This window comes from Curtobacterium sp. A7_M15 (assembly GCF_030705415.1).
Taxonomy (GTDB): domain Bacteria; phylum Actinomycetota; class Actinomycetes; order Actinomycetales; family Microbacteriaceae; genus Curtobacterium.
On record NZ_JAUZED010000028.1, the window covers coordinates 16,936 to 35,540 of the forward strand.

At 70.4% G+C, this 18,605-nt stretch carries 18 protein-coding genes; 1 reads left to right on the forward strand and 17 read right to left on the reverse strand.

Features of this window, described 5'->3' with window-relative positions; translation table 11 throughout:
- Positions 1-45: 45 nt before the first annotated feature.
- The 9 genes from Q7F20_RS07330 to Q7F20_RS07370 form a co-directional block, all read right to left on the reverse strand.
- Complete coding sequence (locus tag Q7F20_RS07330) at positions 46-948, reverse strand: F0F1 ATP synthase subunit gamma (RefSeq protein ID WP_305739453.1); 903 nt, start codon at positions 946-948, stop codon at positions 46-48.
- Positions 949-2,577, reverse strand: a complete 1,629-nt coding sequence (gene atpA, locus Q7F20_RS07335) for a F0F1 ATP synthase subunit alpha (protein ID WP_305739454.1) — start codon at positions 2,575-2,577, stop codon at positions 949-951. It abuts the gene before it with no gap.
- Positions 2,578-2,684: 107 nt separating this feature from the next.
- Positions 2,685-3,479, reverse strand: coding sequence for a F0F1 ATP synthase subunit delta (locus tag Q7F20_RS07340; protein WP_305739455.1), 795 nt, complete (start codon positions 3,477-3,479; stop codon positions 2,685-2,687).
- 2 nt (positions 3,480-3,481) lie between these two features.
- Complete coding sequence (locus Q7F20_RS07345) at positions 3,482-4,027, reverse strand: F0F1 ATP synthase subunit B (protein WP_305739456.1); 546 nt, start codon at positions 4,025-4,027, stop codon at positions 3,482-3,484.
- 9 nt (positions 4,028-4,036) lie between these two features.
- The gene (gene atpE, locus Q7F20_RS07350) at positions 4,037-4,273 is read right to left on the reverse strand and encodes an ATP synthase F0 subunit C (RefSeq protein WP_070416292.1); all 237 of its coding nucleotides are present in this window, start codon (positions 4,271-4,273) and stop codon (positions 4,037-4,039) included.
- Between the two features lie 66 nt (positions 4,274-4,339).
- Positions 4,340-5,200, reverse strand: coding sequence for a F0F1 ATP synthase subunit A (atpB, locus tag Q7F20_RS07355; RefSeq protein ID WP_370871635.1), 861 nt, complete (start codon positions 5,198-5,200; stop codon positions 4,340-4,342).
- Between the two features lie 104 nt (positions 5,201-5,304).
- Positions 5,305-5,784 carry a hypothetical protein gene (locus tag Q7F20_RS07360; RefSeq protein WP_305739457.1) on the reverse strand — a complete coding sequence of 160 codons (480 nt, stop codon included), beginning with the start codon at positions 5,782-5,784 and terminating at the stop codon, positions 5,305-5,307.
- Complete coding sequence (locus Q7F20_RS07365; protein ID WP_305739458.1) at positions 5,781-7,007, reverse strand: MraY family glycosyltransferase; 1,227 nt, start codon at positions 7,005-7,007, stop codon at positions 5,781-5,783. The genes Q7F20_RS07360 and Q7F20_RS07365 overlap by 4 nt, the downstream gene beginning before the upstream one ends.
- Complete coding sequence (locus tag Q7F20_RS07370) at positions 7,004-7,678, reverse strand: L-threonylcarbamoyladenylate synthase (RefSeq protein WP_305739459.1); 675 nt, start codon at positions 7,676-7,678, stop codon at positions 7,004-7,006. The genes Q7F20_RS07365 and Q7F20_RS07370 overlap by 4 nt, the downstream gene beginning before the upstream one ends.
- A gap of 37 nt (positions 7,679-7,715) precedes the next feature.
- Here Q7F20_RS07370 and Q7F20_RS07375 point away from each other — a divergent pair, with 37 nt between their 5' ends.
- The gene (locus Q7F20_RS07375) at positions 7,716-8,363 is read left to right on the forward strand and encodes an HAD family phosphatase (RefSeq protein ID WP_305739460.1); all 648 of its coding nucleotides are present in this window, start codon (positions 7,716-7,718) and stop codon (positions 8,361-8,363) included.
- A gap of 146 nt (positions 8,364-8,509) precedes the next feature.
- Here the strand turns inward: Q7F20_RS07375 and prmC are convergent, their stop codons facing one another.
- From prmC to Q7F20_RS07415, 8 genes are all read right to left on the reverse strand, one after another.
- Positions 8,510-9,379 (reverse strand): peptide chain release factor N(5)-glutamine methyltransferase, encoded by an 870-nt coding sequence (prmC, locus tag Q7F20_RS07380; protein WP_305739461.1) that lies wholly within the window; start codon positions 9,377-9,379, stop codon positions 8,510-8,512.
- Between the two features lie 20 nt (positions 9,380-9,399).
- Positions 9,400-10,482, reverse strand: a complete 1,083-nt coding sequence (gene prfA, locus Q7F20_RS07385) for a peptide chain release factor 1 (RefSeq protein WP_305739462.1) — start codon at positions 10,480-10,482, stop codon at positions 9,400-9,402.
- A gap of 3 nt (positions 10,483-10,485) precedes the next feature.
- Complete coding sequence (gene rho / locus Q7F20_RS07390; protein WP_305739463.1) at positions 10,486-12,654, reverse strand: transcription termination factor Rho; 2,169 nt, start codon at positions 12,652-12,654, stop codon at positions 10,486-10,488.
- Between the two features lie 161 nt (positions 12,655-12,815).
- The gene (gene thrB, locus Q7F20_RS07395; RefSeq protein WP_305739470.1) at positions 12,816-13,763 is read right to left on the reverse strand and encodes a homoserine kinase; all 948 of its coding nucleotides are present in this window, start codon (positions 13,761-13,763) and stop codon (positions 12,816-12,818) included.
- 44 nt (positions 13,764-13,807) lie between these two features.
- Complete coding sequence (gene thrC, locus Q7F20_RS07400) at positions 13,808-14,887, reverse strand: threonine synthase (RefSeq protein WP_305739464.1); 1,080 nt, start codon at positions 14,885-14,887, stop codon at positions 13,808-13,810.
- 70 nt (positions 14,888-14,957) lie between these two features.
- The gene (locus Q7F20_RS07405; protein ID WP_305739465.1) at positions 14,958-16,265 is read right to left on the reverse strand and encodes a homoserine dehydrogenase; all 1,308 of its coding nucleotides are present in this window, start codon (positions 16,263-16,265) and stop codon (positions 14,958-14,960) included.
- Positions 16,266-16,309: 44 nt separating this feature from the next.
- Positions 16,310-17,725 carry a diaminopimelate decarboxylase gene (gene lysA, locus Q7F20_RS07410; protein ID WP_305739466.1) on the reverse strand — a complete coding sequence of 472 codons (1,416 nt, stop codon included), beginning with the start codon at positions 17,723-17,725 and terminating at the stop codon, positions 16,310-16,312.
- Positions 17,726-17,783: 58 nt separating this feature from the next.
- On the reverse strand, positions 17,784-18,536 hold the full coding sequence (locus tag Q7F20_RS07415; protein ID WP_305739467.1) for an LmeA family phospholipid-binding protein: 753 nt from the start codon (positions 18,534-18,536) through the stop codon (positions 17,784-17,786).
- Positions 18,537-18,605 lie beyond the last annotated feature (69 nt).

Consider the following 18,605-nt stretch of genomic DNA (forward strand, 5'->3'; position numbering starts at 1 on the left):
CTGGTGCCTTCCTGAGGGTGGGTAACTGTCCGCGAACGTCGCGGACTACTTCTTCTTCGACGAGAGGGCGTCGGCGCCGCCGACGATCTCGGAGATCTGCTGCGTGATCTCGGCCTGACGGGCGTTGTTCGCGAGGCGGGTGAAGTCACGGATGAGGGAGTCCGCGTTGTCACTCGCCGACTTCATCGCCTTCTGGCGAGCGGCGTGCTCGGAGGCAGCCGACTGCAGCATGGCGTTGAAGATGCGGCTCTCGATGTAGACCGGGAGCAGTGCGTCGAGCACGGCGTCTGCGTCGGGCTCGAACTCGTAGAGCGGGAGCGGCTCGTCGTTCGACGGCGCCTCGACCCCCTCGACGACCTCGAGCGGCAGCAGACGGACGACCTGCGGCTCCTGCGTCGCGATGCTCACGAACCGGTTGAAGACGATGTGGATCTCGTCCACGCCGCCCTCGGCCGTGTCCTGGAGGAACTTGCCGACGACCGCGTCGCCGATCTCCTTGGCCGTCGAGAACTCGGGCTGGTCGGTGCCGCCGACCCACTGCTGCTCCGACGGACGCTCACGGAAGCTGAAGTACCCCACGGCCTTGCGACCGACGAGGTAGAACACGACCTCCTTGCCCTCGCTGCGGAGGAGGGACGCGAGTTCCTCACCCTGCTTGAGGACGTTCGTGCTGAACGCACCGTTCAGACCGCGGTCCGAGGTGAACAGCACGACGGCGGCACGCGTCGAGGACTCCGGCTCGGTGGTCAGCACGTGGTCGACGTTCGAGAACGTCGCCACGGCCGACACCGCCCGCGTCACGGCCCGCGAGTACGGGCCGGACGCGGCCATGCGGGCCTGTGCCTTCTGGATCCGCGACGCCGAGATCAGTTCCATCGCGCGCGTGACCTTCTTCGTGGTCTTCGCGGACTTGATCCTCTGTCGGTAGACCCGGACCTGCGCTGCCATCTAGCGACGACCCTTGACGATCTGCTCCTGGTCGACGTCCTCGGACGACGCGGACTCGAACTGCTCCGAGCCGAGCGTCTTGCCGTCGCTCGTCTGGAAGCCCTTCGTGAAGGCATCGATCTCGCGGTCCATCGCGGCGACGGTCTCGTCGCTGAGCTGGTTGGTCTCGCGCAGGGTGGTGAGGACGTCCGAGTTGCGACGGAGGTGCTCGAGCAGCTCCGACTCGAAGCGGAGCACGTCCGACACCGGGACCTCGTCGAGCTTGCCGTTCGTGCCGGCCCAGATCGAGACGACCTGCTCCTCGACCGGGTACGGCGAGTACTGCGGCTGCTTGAGGAGCTCGGTCAGGCGTGCACCACGGTCGAGCTGACGACGCGACGCCTGGTCGAGGTCGGACGCGAACATCGCGAACGCCTCGAGCGAGCGGTACTGCGCGAGCTCGAGCTTGAGCGTGCCGGAGACCTTCTTGATCGACTTGACCTGTGCGTCACCGCCGACTCGCGACACCGAGATGCCCACGTCGACCGCCGGACGCTGGTTCGCGTTGAAGAGGTCGGACTGCAGGAAGATCTGGCCGTCGGTGATCGAGATCACGTTGGTCGGGATGTACGCCGAGACGTCGTTCGCCTTGGTCTCGATGATCGGGAGACCCGTCATCGAGCCGGCGCCCAGGTCGTCCGACAGCTTCGCGCAACGCTCCAGCAGACGGGAGTGCAGGTAGAAGACGTCGCCCGGGTAGGCCTCGCGGCCCGGCGGACGGCGGAGGAGGAGGGACACGGCGCGGTAGGCCTCGGCCTGCTTCGACAGGTCGTCGAAGATGATCAGGACGTGCTTGCCGCCGTACATCCAGTGCTGGCCGATGGCCGAACCGGTGTAGGGGGCGAGGTACTTGAAGCCGGCCGGGTCGGAGGCGGGAGCAGCGACGATGGTGGTGTACTCCATCGCACCGGCGTCCTCCAGCGCACCCTTGACGGAGGCGATCGTGGAGCCCTTCTGACCGATCGCGACGTAGATGCAGCGGACCTGCTTGTCGACGTCGCCGGACTCCCAGTTGGCCTTCTGGTTGATGATCGTGTCGATCGCGATGGCCGTCTTGCCGGTCTGGCGGTCGCCGATGATCAGCTGACGCTGACCGCGGCCGACGGGGATCATCGCGTCGATGGCCTTGATGCCGGTCTGGAGCGGCTCGTGGACCGACTTGCGGGACATGACGCCCGGAGCCTGGAGCTCGAGGGCGCGACGGCCCTCGGCGGCGATCTCGCCGAGACCGTCGATCGGGTTGCCGAGCGGGTCGACCACGCGGCCGAGGAAGCCGTCGCCGACCGGGGCGGAGAGGACCTCGCCGGTGCGGGTGACCTCCATGCCCTCTTCGATGCCGTCGAACTCGCCGAGCACGATGGCGCCGATCTCGTCCTCGTCGAGGTTCTGCGCGAGGCCGAGCGTGCCGTCCGAGAAGCGGATGAGCTCGTTGGCCATGACGCCGGGGAGGCCCTCGACGTGCGCGATGCCGTCGCCGGCGTCGGTGACGTGCCCGACCTCGGCCGTGGAGGCCTTCGTCGGCTCGTAGTTCGAGACGAAGTCCTTCAGGGCATCACGGATCTCATCGGGGCTGATGGTGATGTCTGCCATGGGATTTTCCTTGTTGGTTTCCGGGGCCCTTCGGCTCCGAGAGGGTGACGCTGCCTGACTGGGCAGTTCCCGTTGTGGACTTGGGAGGAGCGGCTTCGACGGTACGCCTAGCCGGCGAGCTGGAGCCGGAGCTCCGAGAGCCGCGTGGAGACGGTGCCGTCGATGACGTCGCCGCCGATCTGCACCCGGACCCCGCCGACGACCGAGGGGTCGACGACCTGGTTGATGCTGATGTCCTTGCCGTACCGCTGACCGAGGCCGCGGGCCACGCGTGCGGACTGCCCGGCGTCGAGCGGCACCGCGGTGATGACCGTGGCGACGAGCTTGTCCGCCTGGTCGGCCACGATCCGGCTCGCCTCGCGCACCAGCTCGCCGATCCGACGGCCCCGCGGCTGCTGCACGAGCGCCGAGAGGATCGTCACGGTCTGCTGCGACGCCTTCGGGCCGAGCAGCCGCTCCACGAGCGCGCCCTTCTCGACCGGGCTGCCGAGCTTGGTGCCGAGCGCCAGCTCGAGGTCGGCGTCCGAGCGGACGGCGGTCTCGAAGGCGAACAGCTCCGACTCGATCGAGGTCTCGGGCCCCACGGTGGCGGCGACGGCACGGATGCCCGCGTCCTCGATGCCCGCGAGGAGGTCCTCCTGCGAGGACCAGCGGGAGCCGGCCACCGCGGTCAGGACCGCACGCGTCGCGTCCGACTGACCGGCGAAGACGCGGTCGAGGACGACCTTCTTGCCGGCCGGATCGGCCGTCGGGTCGGACAGCAGACCGAGCAGCTGCGGCGCACCGGCGATCGCACGCCCGGAGGCGAGGATCTCGGCACCCGTGGCCAGGTCGGCGGTGCTGCCGAGGTCGGCGAGCACCGCCCTCGTGGACGCGAGTGCTTCCCTGGTGGCGCTGCGCATGCTCAGCGCTCCCCGGCCTTGGACGCCTCGAGGTCCGCGAGGAAGCGGTCCACGACGGCGTTCGACTTCGCGTCGTCCTTGAGGGACTCCCCGATCACACCGGACGCGAGGTCCAGAGCGAGCGAGCCGACCTCGGTACGGAGCGACTGGAGAGCGCTCTGACGCTCGGCCTCGATCTGGGCCTGTGCGTTGGCGGTGATGCGTGCTGCATCGGCCTGCGCCTGCTCGCGGAGCTCGTTGCCGATGGCGTTCGCGTCGGCACGGGCCTGCTCACGGATGCGCGATGCCTCGGCACGAGCCTCCGCCAGCTGCTTGTTGTACTCGTCGAGCGCGGCAGCGGCCTGCTCCTGAGCAGCCTCCGCCTTCTTGATGCCACCCTCGATGGCCTCGGTGCGCTCGTCGAGCATCTTGGTGATCCGCGGGATGATGACCCGCCAGAAGACCAGCAGGATGACGACGAACGCCACCGCGGACCACACGATGTCGTACAGCGGCGGTACGAGGGGATTGTGCGTCTCCTCGGCCGCGATGATGAGTGCGTTCTGCATCGAGAGGCCTTAGTTGGTGAAGATGAAGTACGTCGCGATACCGATGAAGGCGAGGGCCTCGGTGAAGGCGATACCGATGTACATGAGGGTCGTCAGGCGGCCCTGGAGCTCCGGCTGGCGAGCGACGGACTCGATCGTCTTGCCGACGACGATGCCCACGCCGATGGCCGGGCCGATCGCCGCGAGGCCGTAGCCCACCGTCGCGATGTTGCCGGAGATTTCCGCGAGAACGGTCGTTGCGTCCACGTGTTTTCCTTTCAGATGCGGCCCGGCGGATGCCGTGCCGTAATGGGGGTCAGGTCAGGTCGTTGGTCAGTGCTCGTCAGCCAGCGCGAGCTGGATGTACACCGCGGTCAGCAGCATGAAGACGTACGCCTGCAGCAGCGCGACCAGGATCTCGAAGAAGCTGAACGCGATGCCGAACGCGAGCGTCCCGACTCCGAACGCCTTGAAACCGAGCGAGGCGTCGAAGAAGAAGAACTGCGTGGCAGCGAAGAAGAGGACGAGCAGCAGGTGACCGACGACCATGTTCATCAGGAGTCGCAGGGTCAGCGTCACCGGACGGAGTACGAAGGTCGAGACGAGCTCGATCGGCGTCACGATGATGTACAGGTACCAGGGCACCCCGGGCGGGAACAGCGCGTTCCGGAGGAAGGTGCCCGGGTGCTTGCGAAGACCCGCGTAGATGAACGCGACGTAGGCGACGATCGCGAGGATCATCGGGTAGGCGATGCGGCTGGTGCCCTGCAGGTTGAGCCCCGGGATCAGACCCGTGAGGTTCAGGAACAGCACGGAGAAGAAGATCGTGGCCAGCAGCGGGAGGAACCGCTTGCCGTCCTTCTCGCCCAGGTTGTCGAAGGTGTTCCGGCGGACGACGTCGAACGCGTACTCGATGAGCGCCTGGCCGCGGCCGGGGACGAGCTTGAGCGAACGGGTCCCGATGATGCCGATCAGCAGCAGGACCGCGACGGCGATGAACCGGATGATGACGAGTCGGTCGATCTCGAAGGGCGTCCCGGCGAAGAAGATCGCATCCGGGAAGAACTCGTTGATCGACGGACCATGGAACTCGGCGGCCTTGCTGCTCCCCGCCGCGACGGTGTTACCCGCAGCGGTGAGGGACAGGGGAAGAGCGTGGGATAGCAGCGCTGTCTCCTGTGTCGGCGCGCGCACGCATGGCACGCGATGGTGGACGTTGTGGAGGCTCGCCCGCTCCGAGCAATGCTCCGGACGCGGACTCCGAGAAGCCTATCAGGTGCGAGAGGCTTCCCGGGCTCTCAGTCCCGCGTGGGCGGATTCTCAGACTGCGCCGCATCCCCGGGGAGCGCGACGCCGATCGGGATCCGGGCCCTGGCGACCGCGACGACGTCGATGACCAGGGAGCCGACGACCCCGACGATGATGACGATCGCGAGGACGGGGAAGTCGACCCAGGCCCGGTCGCGCAGCAGCAGGAGCACGACCAGGAAGAGCACGAACTTCAGGATCCAGGTCCCCATCACGATGCCGAAGAAGGCGCCCGAGATCATCTGCCCCTTCGAGACGCGCAACGCGACGAGCACCGACAGCGCGGTGAGCCCGAGGAACACCACGCTCAGCACGGCACCGAGCAGCCCGGCCACGAGCCCGGGCGTCCCGGCGACGAGCAGACCGACGACTCCCCCGAGGACGGCGAGGGCCACGGCGAGCAGCCCGGCCCAGACGAGGATGCGGCGGAACACCGGCCGGACGTGGTCGAGCGCGTTCGGTGCGGTCACGAGTTGTCTCCTGGGATCGAGCGGTCGTTGGCGGCCCGGTCGAGCGGGTCGAGGCTGGCGTCCACCACGGCGGTCGACCGGGTGGCGACCTGTGCGGCGAACTCGGCGCGCTTGCGACCGAGCGGGGCGAAGGTGGCCACGGCGCAGACGATGAACCCGACCGCGACGAAGACGACCACCCAGTACCAGTCCACGAAGAGGAACAGCAGGCAGCCGATCGCCACGGTGGCCGTCCACGCGTAGAAGATGAGCACGGCGTGGAAGTGCGAGTGCCCCATGTCGAGCAGGCGGTGGTGCAGGTGCTTCCGGTCGGCCGAGAACGGCGACTTGCCGGCACTGAGCCGGCGCGTGACCGCGAGGCCGAAGTCGAGGATCGGCACGATGAGGATCGCGAACGGCAGCAGGATCGGGATGAACGCCGGCAACAGCGCCTGACGGGTCTGCACCGCGGCGGGGTCGATGTTGCCCGTCACGCTCACCGCACTGGTCGCCATGAGGAAGCCGACGAGCAGCGCGCCCGCGTCACCCATGAACAGCTTCGCGGGGTGCCAGTTGAGGATGAGGAAGCCGAAGCACGCGCCGACGAGCACCGCGGTGAGCAGCGACGGCAGGTTGAAGAAGAACTCCGTCTGCACGACCACGCGGTTGATGAAGAACGTGTAGAGGAAGAACACGCCGCCGGCGATGATCGCCACGCCCGCGACGAGGCCGTCGAGCCCGTCGATGAAGTTCACCGCGTTCATGACCAGCACGACCGCCAAAACCGTGAAGATCAGGCTCATGTACGACGAGCCGACACCGAGCGTGTTGCCGATCGGCAGCGAGACGATCGCCACGCCCTGCCACGCGAGGATCCCCGCGGCGATGATCTGCCCGGCGAGCTTCGTCATCCAGTCGAGGTCCCAGATGTCGTCGGCGACACCGAGGACCACGATGATGGTCGCTCCCGCGAGCACCGCCAGCACACGACCCGGTTCGGAGAACACCAGCCGGAAGTAGTCGGTGCCCGCGATCGACGGGAAGAGGAACCACGCCGCGAGCAGCGACACGATGACGCCGATGTACATCGCGATGCCGCCGAGCCGGGGCGTCGGCGTGCGGTGCACGTCCCGCTCGCGGACCTTCGGGTACCACTTGTACTTCAGCCCCAGCTTCCAGACGACCCAGCTGACGCAGAAGCTCACCACGGCCGCGATGGCCCCGGCGAGCAGGTAGTACTTCATCCGACGAGGTCGGCTCCGACGACCCTGGTGATCTCCTCGTCCGGGATCACACCGTGGCGGACGATGCGGAGCTTCCCACCGTCGGAGAGCCCCGTGGCGTCGACGATCGTCGAGCCGGTCGACTCCGCGAAGCCCTCGTGCGGCTCGAGCGCGCCCCCGTCGAGGTACACCGCGACACTGTCGCCGAGCATGGCCTCGGCCTGGTCCGCGTCCATCGCGGCCGGGTCCCCCGTCGTGTTCGCCGAGGACACCGCGAGCGGCCCGACCTCTTGCAGGAGTTCGAGGGCGATCCGCGAGTCCGGCATCCGGAGCGCCACGGTGCCGCGCGTCTCGCCGAGGTCCCAGTCGAGGGACGGCTGCGCACGGAGGATCACCGTGAGGCCGCCGGGCCAGAACTCGTCGACGAGGTCGCGCACCTGCTGCGGGATGTCGCTCGCGAGCGCGTCCATGGTCGGCGGGCCGGGGATGAGCACCGGCGGCGGCGACTGCCGGGTGCGCCCCTTCGCGTCGAGCAGCCGCTGGACGGCGGCCTGGCTGAAGGCGTCCGCGGCCACGCCGTAGACGGTGTCGGTGGGGACCACGACGAGCTCTCCGCGCCCGAGTGCGGCACGTGCGAGCCGCATCCCGGTCAGGAGCCCGTCGGAGTCGGTGCAGTCGTATCGGGATGCCATGACTCGACGATGATAGTGCGACACAATGGGTGGCATCGTGAACGAGTCCCCCGCGCCCCGCCTCCTGTTCCTCTTCGACATGGACGAGGTCCTCGTCCGGTACGACTGGCAGGTGCGGATGGCCGCACTCGCCGAGTTCACCGGGCACGAGTTCCAGGAGCTCCGGCGCCGGTGGTGGGACTGCGGCAACGAGCAGCGCGCCGAGGCCGGCGGGTACGCCGACGGCGACGAGTACCTCGCCGCGTTCGCCGAGGCCATGGGCTGCGACGTCCCCGAGACCGAGTGGGCGCGGATCCGCGGCGCCGCCATGACCGAGCTGCCCGAGCGGATCGAGGCGGTGCGCGTCGCGAGCGAGCACGGCCGCGTCGGCCTCCTGACGAACAACGGACCGCTCGCCGGCCGGTGGATCCACCGCTGGGCGCCGTCGCTCGCGCCGGTCTTCGGCGAGCACCTGGACACGACGAGCAACTTCGGGGCACGCAAGCCCGAGCCCGAGGTCTACCTCCGCGCGCTCGAGCACCACGGCGTCCCCGCCGAGCGCACGTTCTTCGCCGACGACATGCCGATCAACGTCGAGGGTGCCCGCAGCGTCGGCATCCACGCGGTCCTCGTCGAGGAGCACACCGACCTGCGCGAAGCCGTCCTCGCCTTCGTCGCGGAACAGCACGAGGCCGCCGTCGCCTGATCCTTCCCATCACGCGTGCGGTAGGAAGCGCGATCGCGCGTACCCGGTGGGAAGGAACGGGCAAGGACGCGCGGAACGACCGGGTACGCCCGGAACGGGCAGGTACGCGGGGCGCGCATGGCCCAGGAGGCGCGGGTCGAGCCCGCCTAGCGCGTCGCGGTCGTCGTGCGGTCGCGCCCCGTCAGGTCGACGTGCGTCTCCGGCGAACGGAACCCCCGGCGCGCCAGGACCGCGCGCACACCGGCGCCCTGCGGCTCGGCGTGCTCGATGACGAGGACTCCCCCGGGGACGAGCAGGCGCCACGCGGTCTCGGCGAGGGCCCGTACCGCGTCGAGGCCGTCCGGACCGCCGTAGAGCGCCATCGCCGGGTCGTGGTCGCGGACCTCGGGGTCGATCGGCACCGCGTCGTCGGGCACGTACGGCGGGTTCGACACGACGACGGACACGGTGCCGTCGAGCTCGGGCAGCGCATCTGCGAGGTCACCCTCGACGAGTCGGACGGTCCCGCCGTGCGCGTCGATGTTCCGCCGGGTCCACGGGAGCGCCTCGGGCGACCGTTCGACGGCGTACACGACCGCGTTCGGCACCTCGGTGTCCATGGCGATCGCGATGGCACCGCTGCCGGACCCGAGGTCCACGGCGACCGGCGACGGCACCGCGGTGGCCCGCAGTGCGTCGATGCCGAACTGCACGACCCCCTCGGTCTCCGGTCGCGGGACGAACACGCCGGGTCCGACCGCCAGGGTCAGCGCACGGAAGTACGCCTCGCCGGTGATGTGTTGGAGCGGCTCCCGGGTGGTGCGCCGGGCGACGGCGTGCCGGAAGCGCTCGACGTGCTCCGGGGCGATCGCTCCCCCGGTCATCGCGCGGGCCTGGACCGCGCCGCGCGAGGTGTCGGTCGCCCAGGCGAGCAGCAGCTCTGCGTCCACCTGCGGGGTCGGGACACCGGCCGCGCCGAGCGCCGCGGTCGCCTCGCGCAGGAGGCGATCCGCGGCGAACGTTCCGTCACCACCCACGGCGAGTCGCGCCTCCTGGGCTACGCGTCCTGGTCGCCGACGGCGGCCAGACGTGCCTCTTCGTCCGCCTGGATGGCGGACTGGATGACGGGCTCGAGGGCACCGTTCATGACCCGGTCGAGGTCGTACGCCTTGTACCCGGTGCGGTGGTCCGCGATGCGGTTCTCCGGGAAGTTGTACGTGCGGATGCGCTCCGACCGGTCCATGCCGCGGATCTGCGACTTGCGCGCGTCCGAGGCGATGGCGTCGAGCTCCTCCTGCTGCTTCGCGAGGATGCGGGCGCGGAGCACGCGCATGCCGGCCTCGCGGTTCTGCAGCTGCGACTTCTCGTTCTGCATCGCCACCGTGATGCCCGTGGGCAGGTGGGTGATGCGGACCGCCGAGTCCGTCGTGTTGACGGACTGGCCACCGGGGCCGGAGGACCGGTAGACGTCGATCTTGAGGTCGTTCTGGTTGATCTGGACCTCTTCGGGCTCGTCGACCTCGGGGAAGACGAGCACGCCGGTCGTCGAGGTGTGGATGCGCCCCTGCGACTCGGTCGCCGGCACCCGCTGCACGCGGTGCACCCCGCCCTCGTACTTGAGGTGCGCCCACACGCCCTGGGACGGGTCGGTCGCGTTCGACTTGATCGCGACCTGGACGTCCTTGTAGCCACCGAGGTCGCTCTCGGTGCGCTCGAGCATCTCGACCTTCCAGCCCTTGGACTCGGCGTAGTGCGAGTACATGCGCAGCAGGTCGGCCGCGAAGAGCGCCGACTCCTCGCCGCCCTCACCGCCCTTGATCTCCATGATCACGTCGCGCCCGTCATCGGGGTCGCGCGGGATGAGCAGCCGGCGGAGACGCTCCTGGCGCTCCGCCCGCTGCTCCTCGAGCACCGGGACCTCGTCCGCGAACGCCTCGTCCTCGCGGGCGAGCTCCTGGGCGGCGGCGAGGTCGTCCCCCGCCGCCTTCCAGGCCTCGTACGCGGACTTGATCTGGTTGAGCTCGGCGTACCGCCGGTTCACCTTCTTCGCCCGGGCCGCGTCGGCGTGGAGCGCGGGGTCCGACAGCTGCTGCGTCAGGTCCTCGTGTTCCGCCAGCAGCCCTGCTACCGACTCGAACACGCGTTACTCCTGGTGACCGTTGTGGTGCCCACCGGTCGTGGGGACCGACTTCTGCACCTGGACCAGGAACTCGACGTTCGACTGCGTCTCCTTGAGGTTCCGCAGCACGATCTCGAGTGCCTGCTGGGGGTCGAGCCCGGCGAGGGCACGGCGCAGGCGCCACGTGATCTTGACCTCGTCGGCGGAGAGCAGCTGCTCCTCGCGACGGGTGCCGGACGCGTTGACGTCGACCGCCGGGAAGATGCGCTTGTCCGCCAGGTGACGGTTCAGGCGGAGCTCCATGTTGCCGGTGCCCTTGAACTCCTCGAAGATGACCTCGTCCATCTTGGAGCCGGTCTCGACGAGTGCGGTCGCGAGGATGGTCAGCGAGCCGCCGTCCTCGATGTTGCGCGCGGCGCCGAAGAAGCGCTTCGGCGGGTACAGCGCGGCCGAGTCGACGCCACCGGACAGCACGCGACCCGAGGCCGGCGTGGCCAGGTTGTAGGCGCGACCGAGGCGGGTGATCGAGTCGAGGAGCAGGACCACGTCGTGGCCGAGCTCGACGAGGCGCTTCGCACGCTCGATGGCGAGCTCGGCGACCGTGGTGTGGTCCTCGGCCGGGCGGTCGAAGGTCGAGGCGATGACCTCGCCCTTCACCGAGCGCTGCATGTCGGTGACCTCTTCGGGCCGCTCGTCGACGAGGACGACCATGAGGTGCGCCTCGGGGTTGTTCTTCGCGATCGCGTTGGCGATGGCCTGCAGCACGACGGTCTTGCCGGCCTTCGGCGGCGAGACGATGAGGCCGCGCTGGCCCTTGCCGATCGGCGACACGAGGTCGATGATCCGCGTGCTGAGCTTCGACGGCTCGGTCTCGAGGCGGAGACGCTCGTTCGGGTACAGCGGGGTGAGGTCCTGGAAGTCCACGCGCGCGGCGGCCTCTTCTGCCGTCTGCCCGTTGACCGAGTCGACCTTCACGAGCGCGTTGTACTTCTGGCGGCTCTGCTGCTCGTTGTCACGCGGCTGCTTGATCGCGCCGACGACCGCGTCGCCCTTGCGCAGGTGGTACTTCTTCACCTGACCGAGCGAGACGTAGACGTCGTTCGGGCCGGGCAGGTACCCGGTCGTGCGCACGAAGGCGTAGTTGTCGAGGACGTCGAGGATGCCCGCGATCGGGATGAGGACGTCGTCCTCGGTGATCTCCGGCTCGAACTCGTCGTTCTGGCCGCCACGGCCGCGCTTGCGGTCACGCTGGCGACGGCTGCGGCCCCCCTCGGACTCGTCGGCGTTCTGCTGGCCCTGCTTCTGCTGCTGCTGGCCGTTCTGCTGCTTCTGCTGCTGGCCGTTCTGCTTCTGCTCGTTCTTGGCGTCGTCCTGCTGGGCGTTCTTCTGCTCGCCCTGCTGGCCGTTCTGACCGTTCTTCTGCGCGGCGTCGCCCTTCGGCGCGTTGTCGCGACCGTTCTGGTCGCCGCCCTGCTCGCCGTTCTCGGCGTTCTGTCCACGGCCACGACCGCGACCACGGCTGCGACGACCGCGGCGCGAGCCGCCCTCGCCCTGCTGGTCGTTCTGGTCGCCCGACTCGGTGGAGCCGGCGGTGTCACCGGTGGACTGCTCGTCCGCAGCCGGCGTCTGGGAGTCGACCCGCGCCTCCTGGGCGGCGTCCTGCGTTCCAGCGGGCTGCTGCGCCTGCTGGTCGCGCTGCCCGCGGCCACGACGCTGCCCGCCGGTCTGCGCGGCTTCCTGCGCGTCCTTCTCGGCGCGGACCTGGTCGAGCCCGGCGAGGAGGTCCTCGGTGCCGGTCTGACCGTGGTTGGTGTGCTCGGCGGCCGACGTCGGCGCGGCGCTCACGGTGCCGCCCGACGACGCGCGGCGCGAACGGCGGGCCCGCGAGGACGCCGGCTGCTCGGCCGGAGCCTCGGTGGCGACCGGGGCGTCGGCGGCGGGCTCGTCCGCAGGTGCTGCCGGAGCCTCGGTCGGCTCGGGCAGCGTCGGCTGCTCGGGCTGATGCTCGGGCTGCTCGGCGGTGTCGTCCGTCGCGGGACGCTTGTCCTCGATCGATGCGATGAGGTCGCCCTTGCGGAGCTTCGACAGCCCCGTGATGCCGAGGGATGACGCGATGCGCTGGAGTTCCGGGAGCCGGAGGGCGCGCAGATCGCTGGGGATCTCCACCGGGGTGGAGTCGTTGACGTTCGTCAAGGTCGGTGTTTCCTTTCGAACCGCAGAACGCGGAGAGTTTCCACCGTCCCGGATGCACGGGTATGCATCGACCGCCGTTCAGACGACGGACCGGGATTCGGTGATCAGAAAGAGATCGCCCCCGCGCACCGGAGCCAGCGTGGCGAGGAGGTTCCTGCTGCCTACGCGAGTTCGGCTCGGAGCGCCGAGTGCGGCACCACTGTAGCACCACCGAGGTCGACAGCCAGCATGAGCGCCCGCCAGTCGGATTCCCCGTGTCGCGACACGAGGTCCGCCGCGGTCAGGCGCTGCGCGGGGTCGCTGCCGAGGACCAGGAGGCTCGGGCCGGCCCCGGAGACGACCGCGGCGAGGCCGTGCTGTCGCAGCAGGCCGATCAGGGCGTCGGTCTCGGGCATGGCACTGGCGCGGTAGGCCTGGTGCAACCGGTCCTCGGTCGCCGCCAGGAGCAGCTCCGGGCTCTGGATGAGGGCGGCCACGAGCAGGGCGGACCGGGAGACGTTGAACGCGGCGTCCTCGTGCGGGACGCTCGCCGGCTGCAGGGAGCGCGCGAGCTTCGTCGAGAGCGTCGAGGTCGGCACGAAGACCACCGGCGAGACTCCGCGGTGGACGAGCAGGCGCTTGTACGCCGGCCCCTCGGCCGTCATCCACGCGATCGTCAGGCCGCCGAAGAGCGCGGGTGCCACGTTGTCCGGGTGCCCCTCCATCTCGGTCGCGAGCGTGAGCAGCGTCGAGGCGTCGAGGTCGACGACTCCCTCGAGCAACCCCCGCGCGGCCATCAACCCGGCGACGATCGCCGCGGCGGAGGATCCCATCCCCCGGCCGTGCGGGATGGCGTTCACCGCGTGCAGCTCGAGTCCGGGCTGCAGGGCGACGCCGGCGTGCTCGAGACCGCGGCGGACCGCACGGACGACGAGGTTCGTGTCGTCCGTGGCGACCTCGCCGGCGCCGACTCCGTCGACCGTGACGGTCGCGCCGGGTTCGGGCCGGACCCGGACGACCACCTCGTCGTAGAGCGACAGGGCGAGGCCGAGCGAGTCGAAACCCGGTCCGAGGTTCGCCGAGGTCGCCGGTACTCGTACGCGGACCGCCCGTCCGGCCGGTACAGCGATCTGGGCGGTCGTGCCCTCCCCCGGTCCGGACGAGCGGTCGGGGCTCACTCGGCGCCGACCAGTCCGAGCACGTCGGCGACCGACTTGGTGTCGACGGGGACGCTCGTCGGGGCGACCTCGCCGCCGTCCTGCGTGCGGAGGGCCCACTGCGGGTCCTTGAGGCCGTGGCCGGTCACCGTGATGACGACCTTCGCGCCCTGCGGCACGACACCGGCGTCGGCACGCTCGAGGAGTCCGGCGACGCCGATGGCCGAGGCGGGCTCGACGAACACGCCGACCTCGGCGGAGAGGATGCGGTGCGCGGCGAGGATGCCCTCGTCGGTGATGGCACCGAAGTAGCCGTCGGTCTCGTCACGAGCCTCGAGGGCGAACTGCCACGACGCCGGGTTGCCGATGCGGATCGCCGACGCGATGGTGTCCGGCTGCTTGACGACCTCGCCGCGGACGATCGGTGCCGAGCCGGCTGCCTGGAAGCCGAACATGCGCGGGAGCTTCGTCGACCGACCGGCGGCGACGTCCTCGCGGTACCCGCGGGAGTAGGCCGTGTAGTTGCCGGCGTTGCCCACCGGCAGGAAGTGGAAGTCCGGCGCGTCGCCGAGGACGTCGACGACCTCGAACGCGGCGGTCTTCTGGCCCTCGATGCGGTCGTTGTTGACCGAGTTCACCAGGTGCACCGGGTAGTTCGCGGCGAGGTCGCGCGCGATGTCGAGGCAGTCGTCGAAGTTGCCCTGCACCTGCAGCAGCTGGGCGTCGTGCGCGACGGCCTGGCTGAGCTTGCCCATGGCGATCTTGCCCTCGGGCACGAGCACCGCGGCGGTGATGCCGGCGTGCGTGGCGTACGCGGCGGCCGAGGCGCTCGTGTTGCCGGTCGAGGCGCAGATGACGGCCTTCGCGCCGTGCTCGACGGCCTTCGAGATCGCCATCGTCATGCCGCGGTCCTTGAACGACCCGGTCGGGTTCATCCCCTCGAACTTGACGTAGACCTCGGCCCCGGTGCGCTCGGACAGGCGGCGCGCCGGGATGAGCGGGGTCCCGCCCTCACCGAGCGTGACGACGGGCGTCGCTTCGGTGACGTCGAGGCGGTCGGCGTACTCGCGCAGGACACCCTGCCACTGGTGGGCCATGAGGCTTCTCTCTCTGTCCGGAGGTTCGGTCTGGTGGTGGTCGGTGGTGGGCCTGGAGGCGCGTGGTGCGTCAGGCGCCGACGAAGCGCAGGACACTGGTCACGTCCAGGACCACGTCCTCGCCGCGGAGGGTGCGGACAGTGTCCGCCAGCGCGGCTTCCCGCGCGAGGTGGGTGCCGATGACGAGCGTCGCGGTGCCCTCGGAGGCACCCGCGGTCGTCTGCTCGACGGTCTCGACGCTGACGCCGTGCTTGGCGAGGACGCCGGCGACGGTCGACAGGACACCGGGGGCGTCCGTGACGTGCAACGTGATCTGGTAGCGCGTGCGGACGGTACCGATCGGGAAGACCGGCAGCGCGGCCTGGGTCGACTCGGCGATGCCGGGTCCACCGATCACGTGCCGTCTGGCAGCGGAGACGAGGTCGCCGAGGACGGCCGAGGCGGTCTCCACCCCGCCGGCGCCGGCGCCGTAGAACATCAGGTCGCCGGCGGCCTCGGCCTCGACGAACACGGCGTTCTTCGCCCCGTGCACGCTTGCGAGCGGGTGCGACTCCGGCACGAGCGCCGGGTACACGCGTGCGCTGACGCCCTCGGTGCCCTGCTCGTCGGTCAGGCGCTCGGCGGTCGCCAGGATCTTCACGACGTACCCGGCCTTGCGCGCGGCCCGGACCTGCTCGATCGTCACCGAGGTGATCCCCTCGCGGTGGACCGCCGCGAGCGGCACCGAGGTGTGGAACGCCAGCGACGCCAGGATCGCGGCCTTCTGCGCGGCGTCGTAGCCCTCGATGTCGGCGGTCGGGTCGGCCTCGGCGTAGCCCAGCTCGGTGGCCGTCGCGAGGGCGTCCTCGAACGTCGAGCCCTCGCGGTCCATGAGGTCGAGGATGAAGTTGGTCGTGCCGTTGACGATGCCCATGATGCGCTCGATGCGGTCACCCGCGAGGGAGTCGTGCAGCGGGCGGATGATCGGGATCGCGCCGGCGACGGCGGCCTCGTAGTAGAGCTGTGCGCCGACCTGCTCGGCGACGGCGAAGAGCTCCGGGCCGTGGGTCGCCAGCAGGGCCTTGTTGCCGGTGACGACGTCGGCGCCGGACTGCAGCGCCTGGAGCACGAGCGTCCGTGCCGGCTCGATGCCGCCGATCAGCTCGACGACGATGTCCGCGCCGAGGATGAGCGACGCCGCGTCCGTCGTGAAGAGCTCCTTCGGCAGGTCGACGTCGCGCGGGGCGTCGAGGTCGCGCACCGCGATCCCGACGAGCTCGAGGCCGGCTCCGGCGCGCGAGGCCAACTCGTCGCCGTGTTCGAGGAGCAGCCGCGCCACCTGGGAACCGACCGAGCCGGCTCCGAGCAGCGCGACGCGGACGTTGCGGTATTCGATCATCTGGTGCGGGTCCTGTTCGTGGGGAGTCGGGTCGTCCGAGGGGCTCAGGCCCCCGGGACCACCCCGGTGTCGCGGGCGAGGAGGTCGTCGATCGACTCGCCACGCACGAGGATACGGGGTACGCCGTCGGCGACCGCCACGACCGGCGGGCGGCCGACGTGGTTGTAGTTGCTCGCCAGGCTCCAGCAGTACGCACCCGTGGCGGCGACGGCCAGGAGATCGCCGCGGTGCACGTCGCCCGGCAGGTACTCGTCGTTCACGACGATGTCCCCGGACTCGCAGTGCTTGCCGACGACGCGACTGAGGACGGCGGGCGCGTCGGAGGTGCGGGCGAGCCGCGCGGTGTAGTCGGCGCCGTAGAGCGCGGGTCGGGCGTTGTCGCTCATGCCGCCGTCGACCGAGACGTACGTCCGGGTCGCCGAGGCGTCCGCGTCGTCGTCGATCCCGACCTCGAGCGCCACGGGCTTGATCGTCCCCACCCGGTAGAGCGTGATCCCGGCGGGGCCGACGATGTACCGGCCGGGCTCGACCGCGATCTCGGGCACCGGGATGTCCCGCTCGGCGCAGGCCTCGGCGACGATGGTCGCGAGCGCGTCGGCGACGTCCTCCGGCTCGAACGCCGAGTCGGCCTCGGTGTAGTCGATGCCCCAGCCGCCGCCGAGGTTGAGCTCGGGCACCGGGCCGGTCGCGACGAGCGTGGCGTGCACGTCCATCAGGCGACGCGCGGCCTCGCGGAAGCCGGACTCGTCGAAGATCTGCGAGCCGATGTGCGAGTGCAGGCCGACGAAGGCGAGCGAGGGCTCGGCGCGCACGGCAGCGGCTGCGGTGACGGCCTCGGTCAGGGGGATGCCGAACTTCTGGTCCTCGCGCGCGGTCGCCAGGTACTCGTGCGTCGAGGCGTGCACCCCGCTGTTGATCCGGATGCGCACGCGCTGCACGACACCGGCGTCGGCGGCGGCACGGGCGACGCGTCCGATCTCCTCGTGGCTGTCGAGGACGATGGTGCCGACGCCGACCTCGACCGCACGGGCGATCTCGGCGTCCGACTTGTCGTTGCCGTGGAAGCCCAGCAGTGCCGGGTCGACTCCCCCGGCCAGGGCCACCGCGAGCTCGCCGCCGGTGCAGACGTCCACGCGGAGGTCGGCCTCCGCCATCCACGCCGCGACCTGGGTCGTCAGGAACGCCTTGCCCGCGTAGTAGACGTGCGCCCGGGTACCGATCCGCTCGAACGCCTCGGTGAACGCGTTCCGCACCCGCACCGCACGGGACTGCACGTCGCGTTCGTCGACCACGTACAGCGGCGTGCCGAACTGCTCCACGAGGTCGGACGCGGTGACCCCGCCCACGACGAGCTCGCCGTCGTCGGTCCGGGTCGCGGAAGCGGGCCAGATCCGCGCGGTCAGCGCGGAGGCGTCCGTCGGGAACCGCAGGTGCTGCGGGGCAAGGGGGTTCTCGCTCACGGGACCCGATCCTACCGAGCCGAGCCGCGCCTCCTGGGCCGCGTTACGCGCCCCGCGGCTACGAGCACGAGCCGACCGTCTGCAGCCCCGCCTCGTTGAGCGGCAGGGAGTCCGCCGTGACGCGGACCGTCGCCTCGGAGGCGGTGACGTCGAGCGACCGCACGAGGAGCCCCTCCGGCAGGAACCTGGCGGTGCAGACCTCGACCGGGACGTTCGTGACACCCGGGATCGAGTCCACCTTGAGACCGAGCGACGAGTTCGTGATCCGCACCGTCTTCGGCGTGATCGTTATGCCCTTGCCGTCGTCCTGCGCGGCGACGTCGCCCTTCGCCGCGTAGGTGATGTCGTAGCCGAGGACCGCGGCCTTGCCCGAGAGCTCGACCCCGCCGTCGACGAGGCTGAGGCGGTCGAACAGCGGGCTGTACTTGGCGAGGTCCTTCACGGACGTGGCCGCCAGCCGGACGTGGCCGTCGACGTCGCGCACGTCGCCCTTGCCGTCCACGGGCACGTCCCGCGCGGTGACGTCGGCCGCGAGCGGGATGCCGTCGATCGTGAGCTTCTCGGAGGAGATCTCGACCTCGTCGAGCTGCCCGCTGATCAGTTGCGGGATGACGATGCCCTTCGCGTGCGCCTCGACCTCGCCGGTGGCGCCGGACGGCAGCGACTGCTCGACCTGCTGCGCGATGATGCGGTCGACGACCCCGCGGAGGACGAACTCGGCGATCACGACGAGTGCGGCGAGGACGACCAGGACGACGACGAGCACGACGGGCCAGCGGCGGCGGCGCTTCCGGGGGGTGGCGGTGGACATGCGTCCCACCTTGCCAGGTGGCCCCGGCAGCGAGCCTGGGGGCGGCGCGCGCGGGGCGCGCGGGGCACG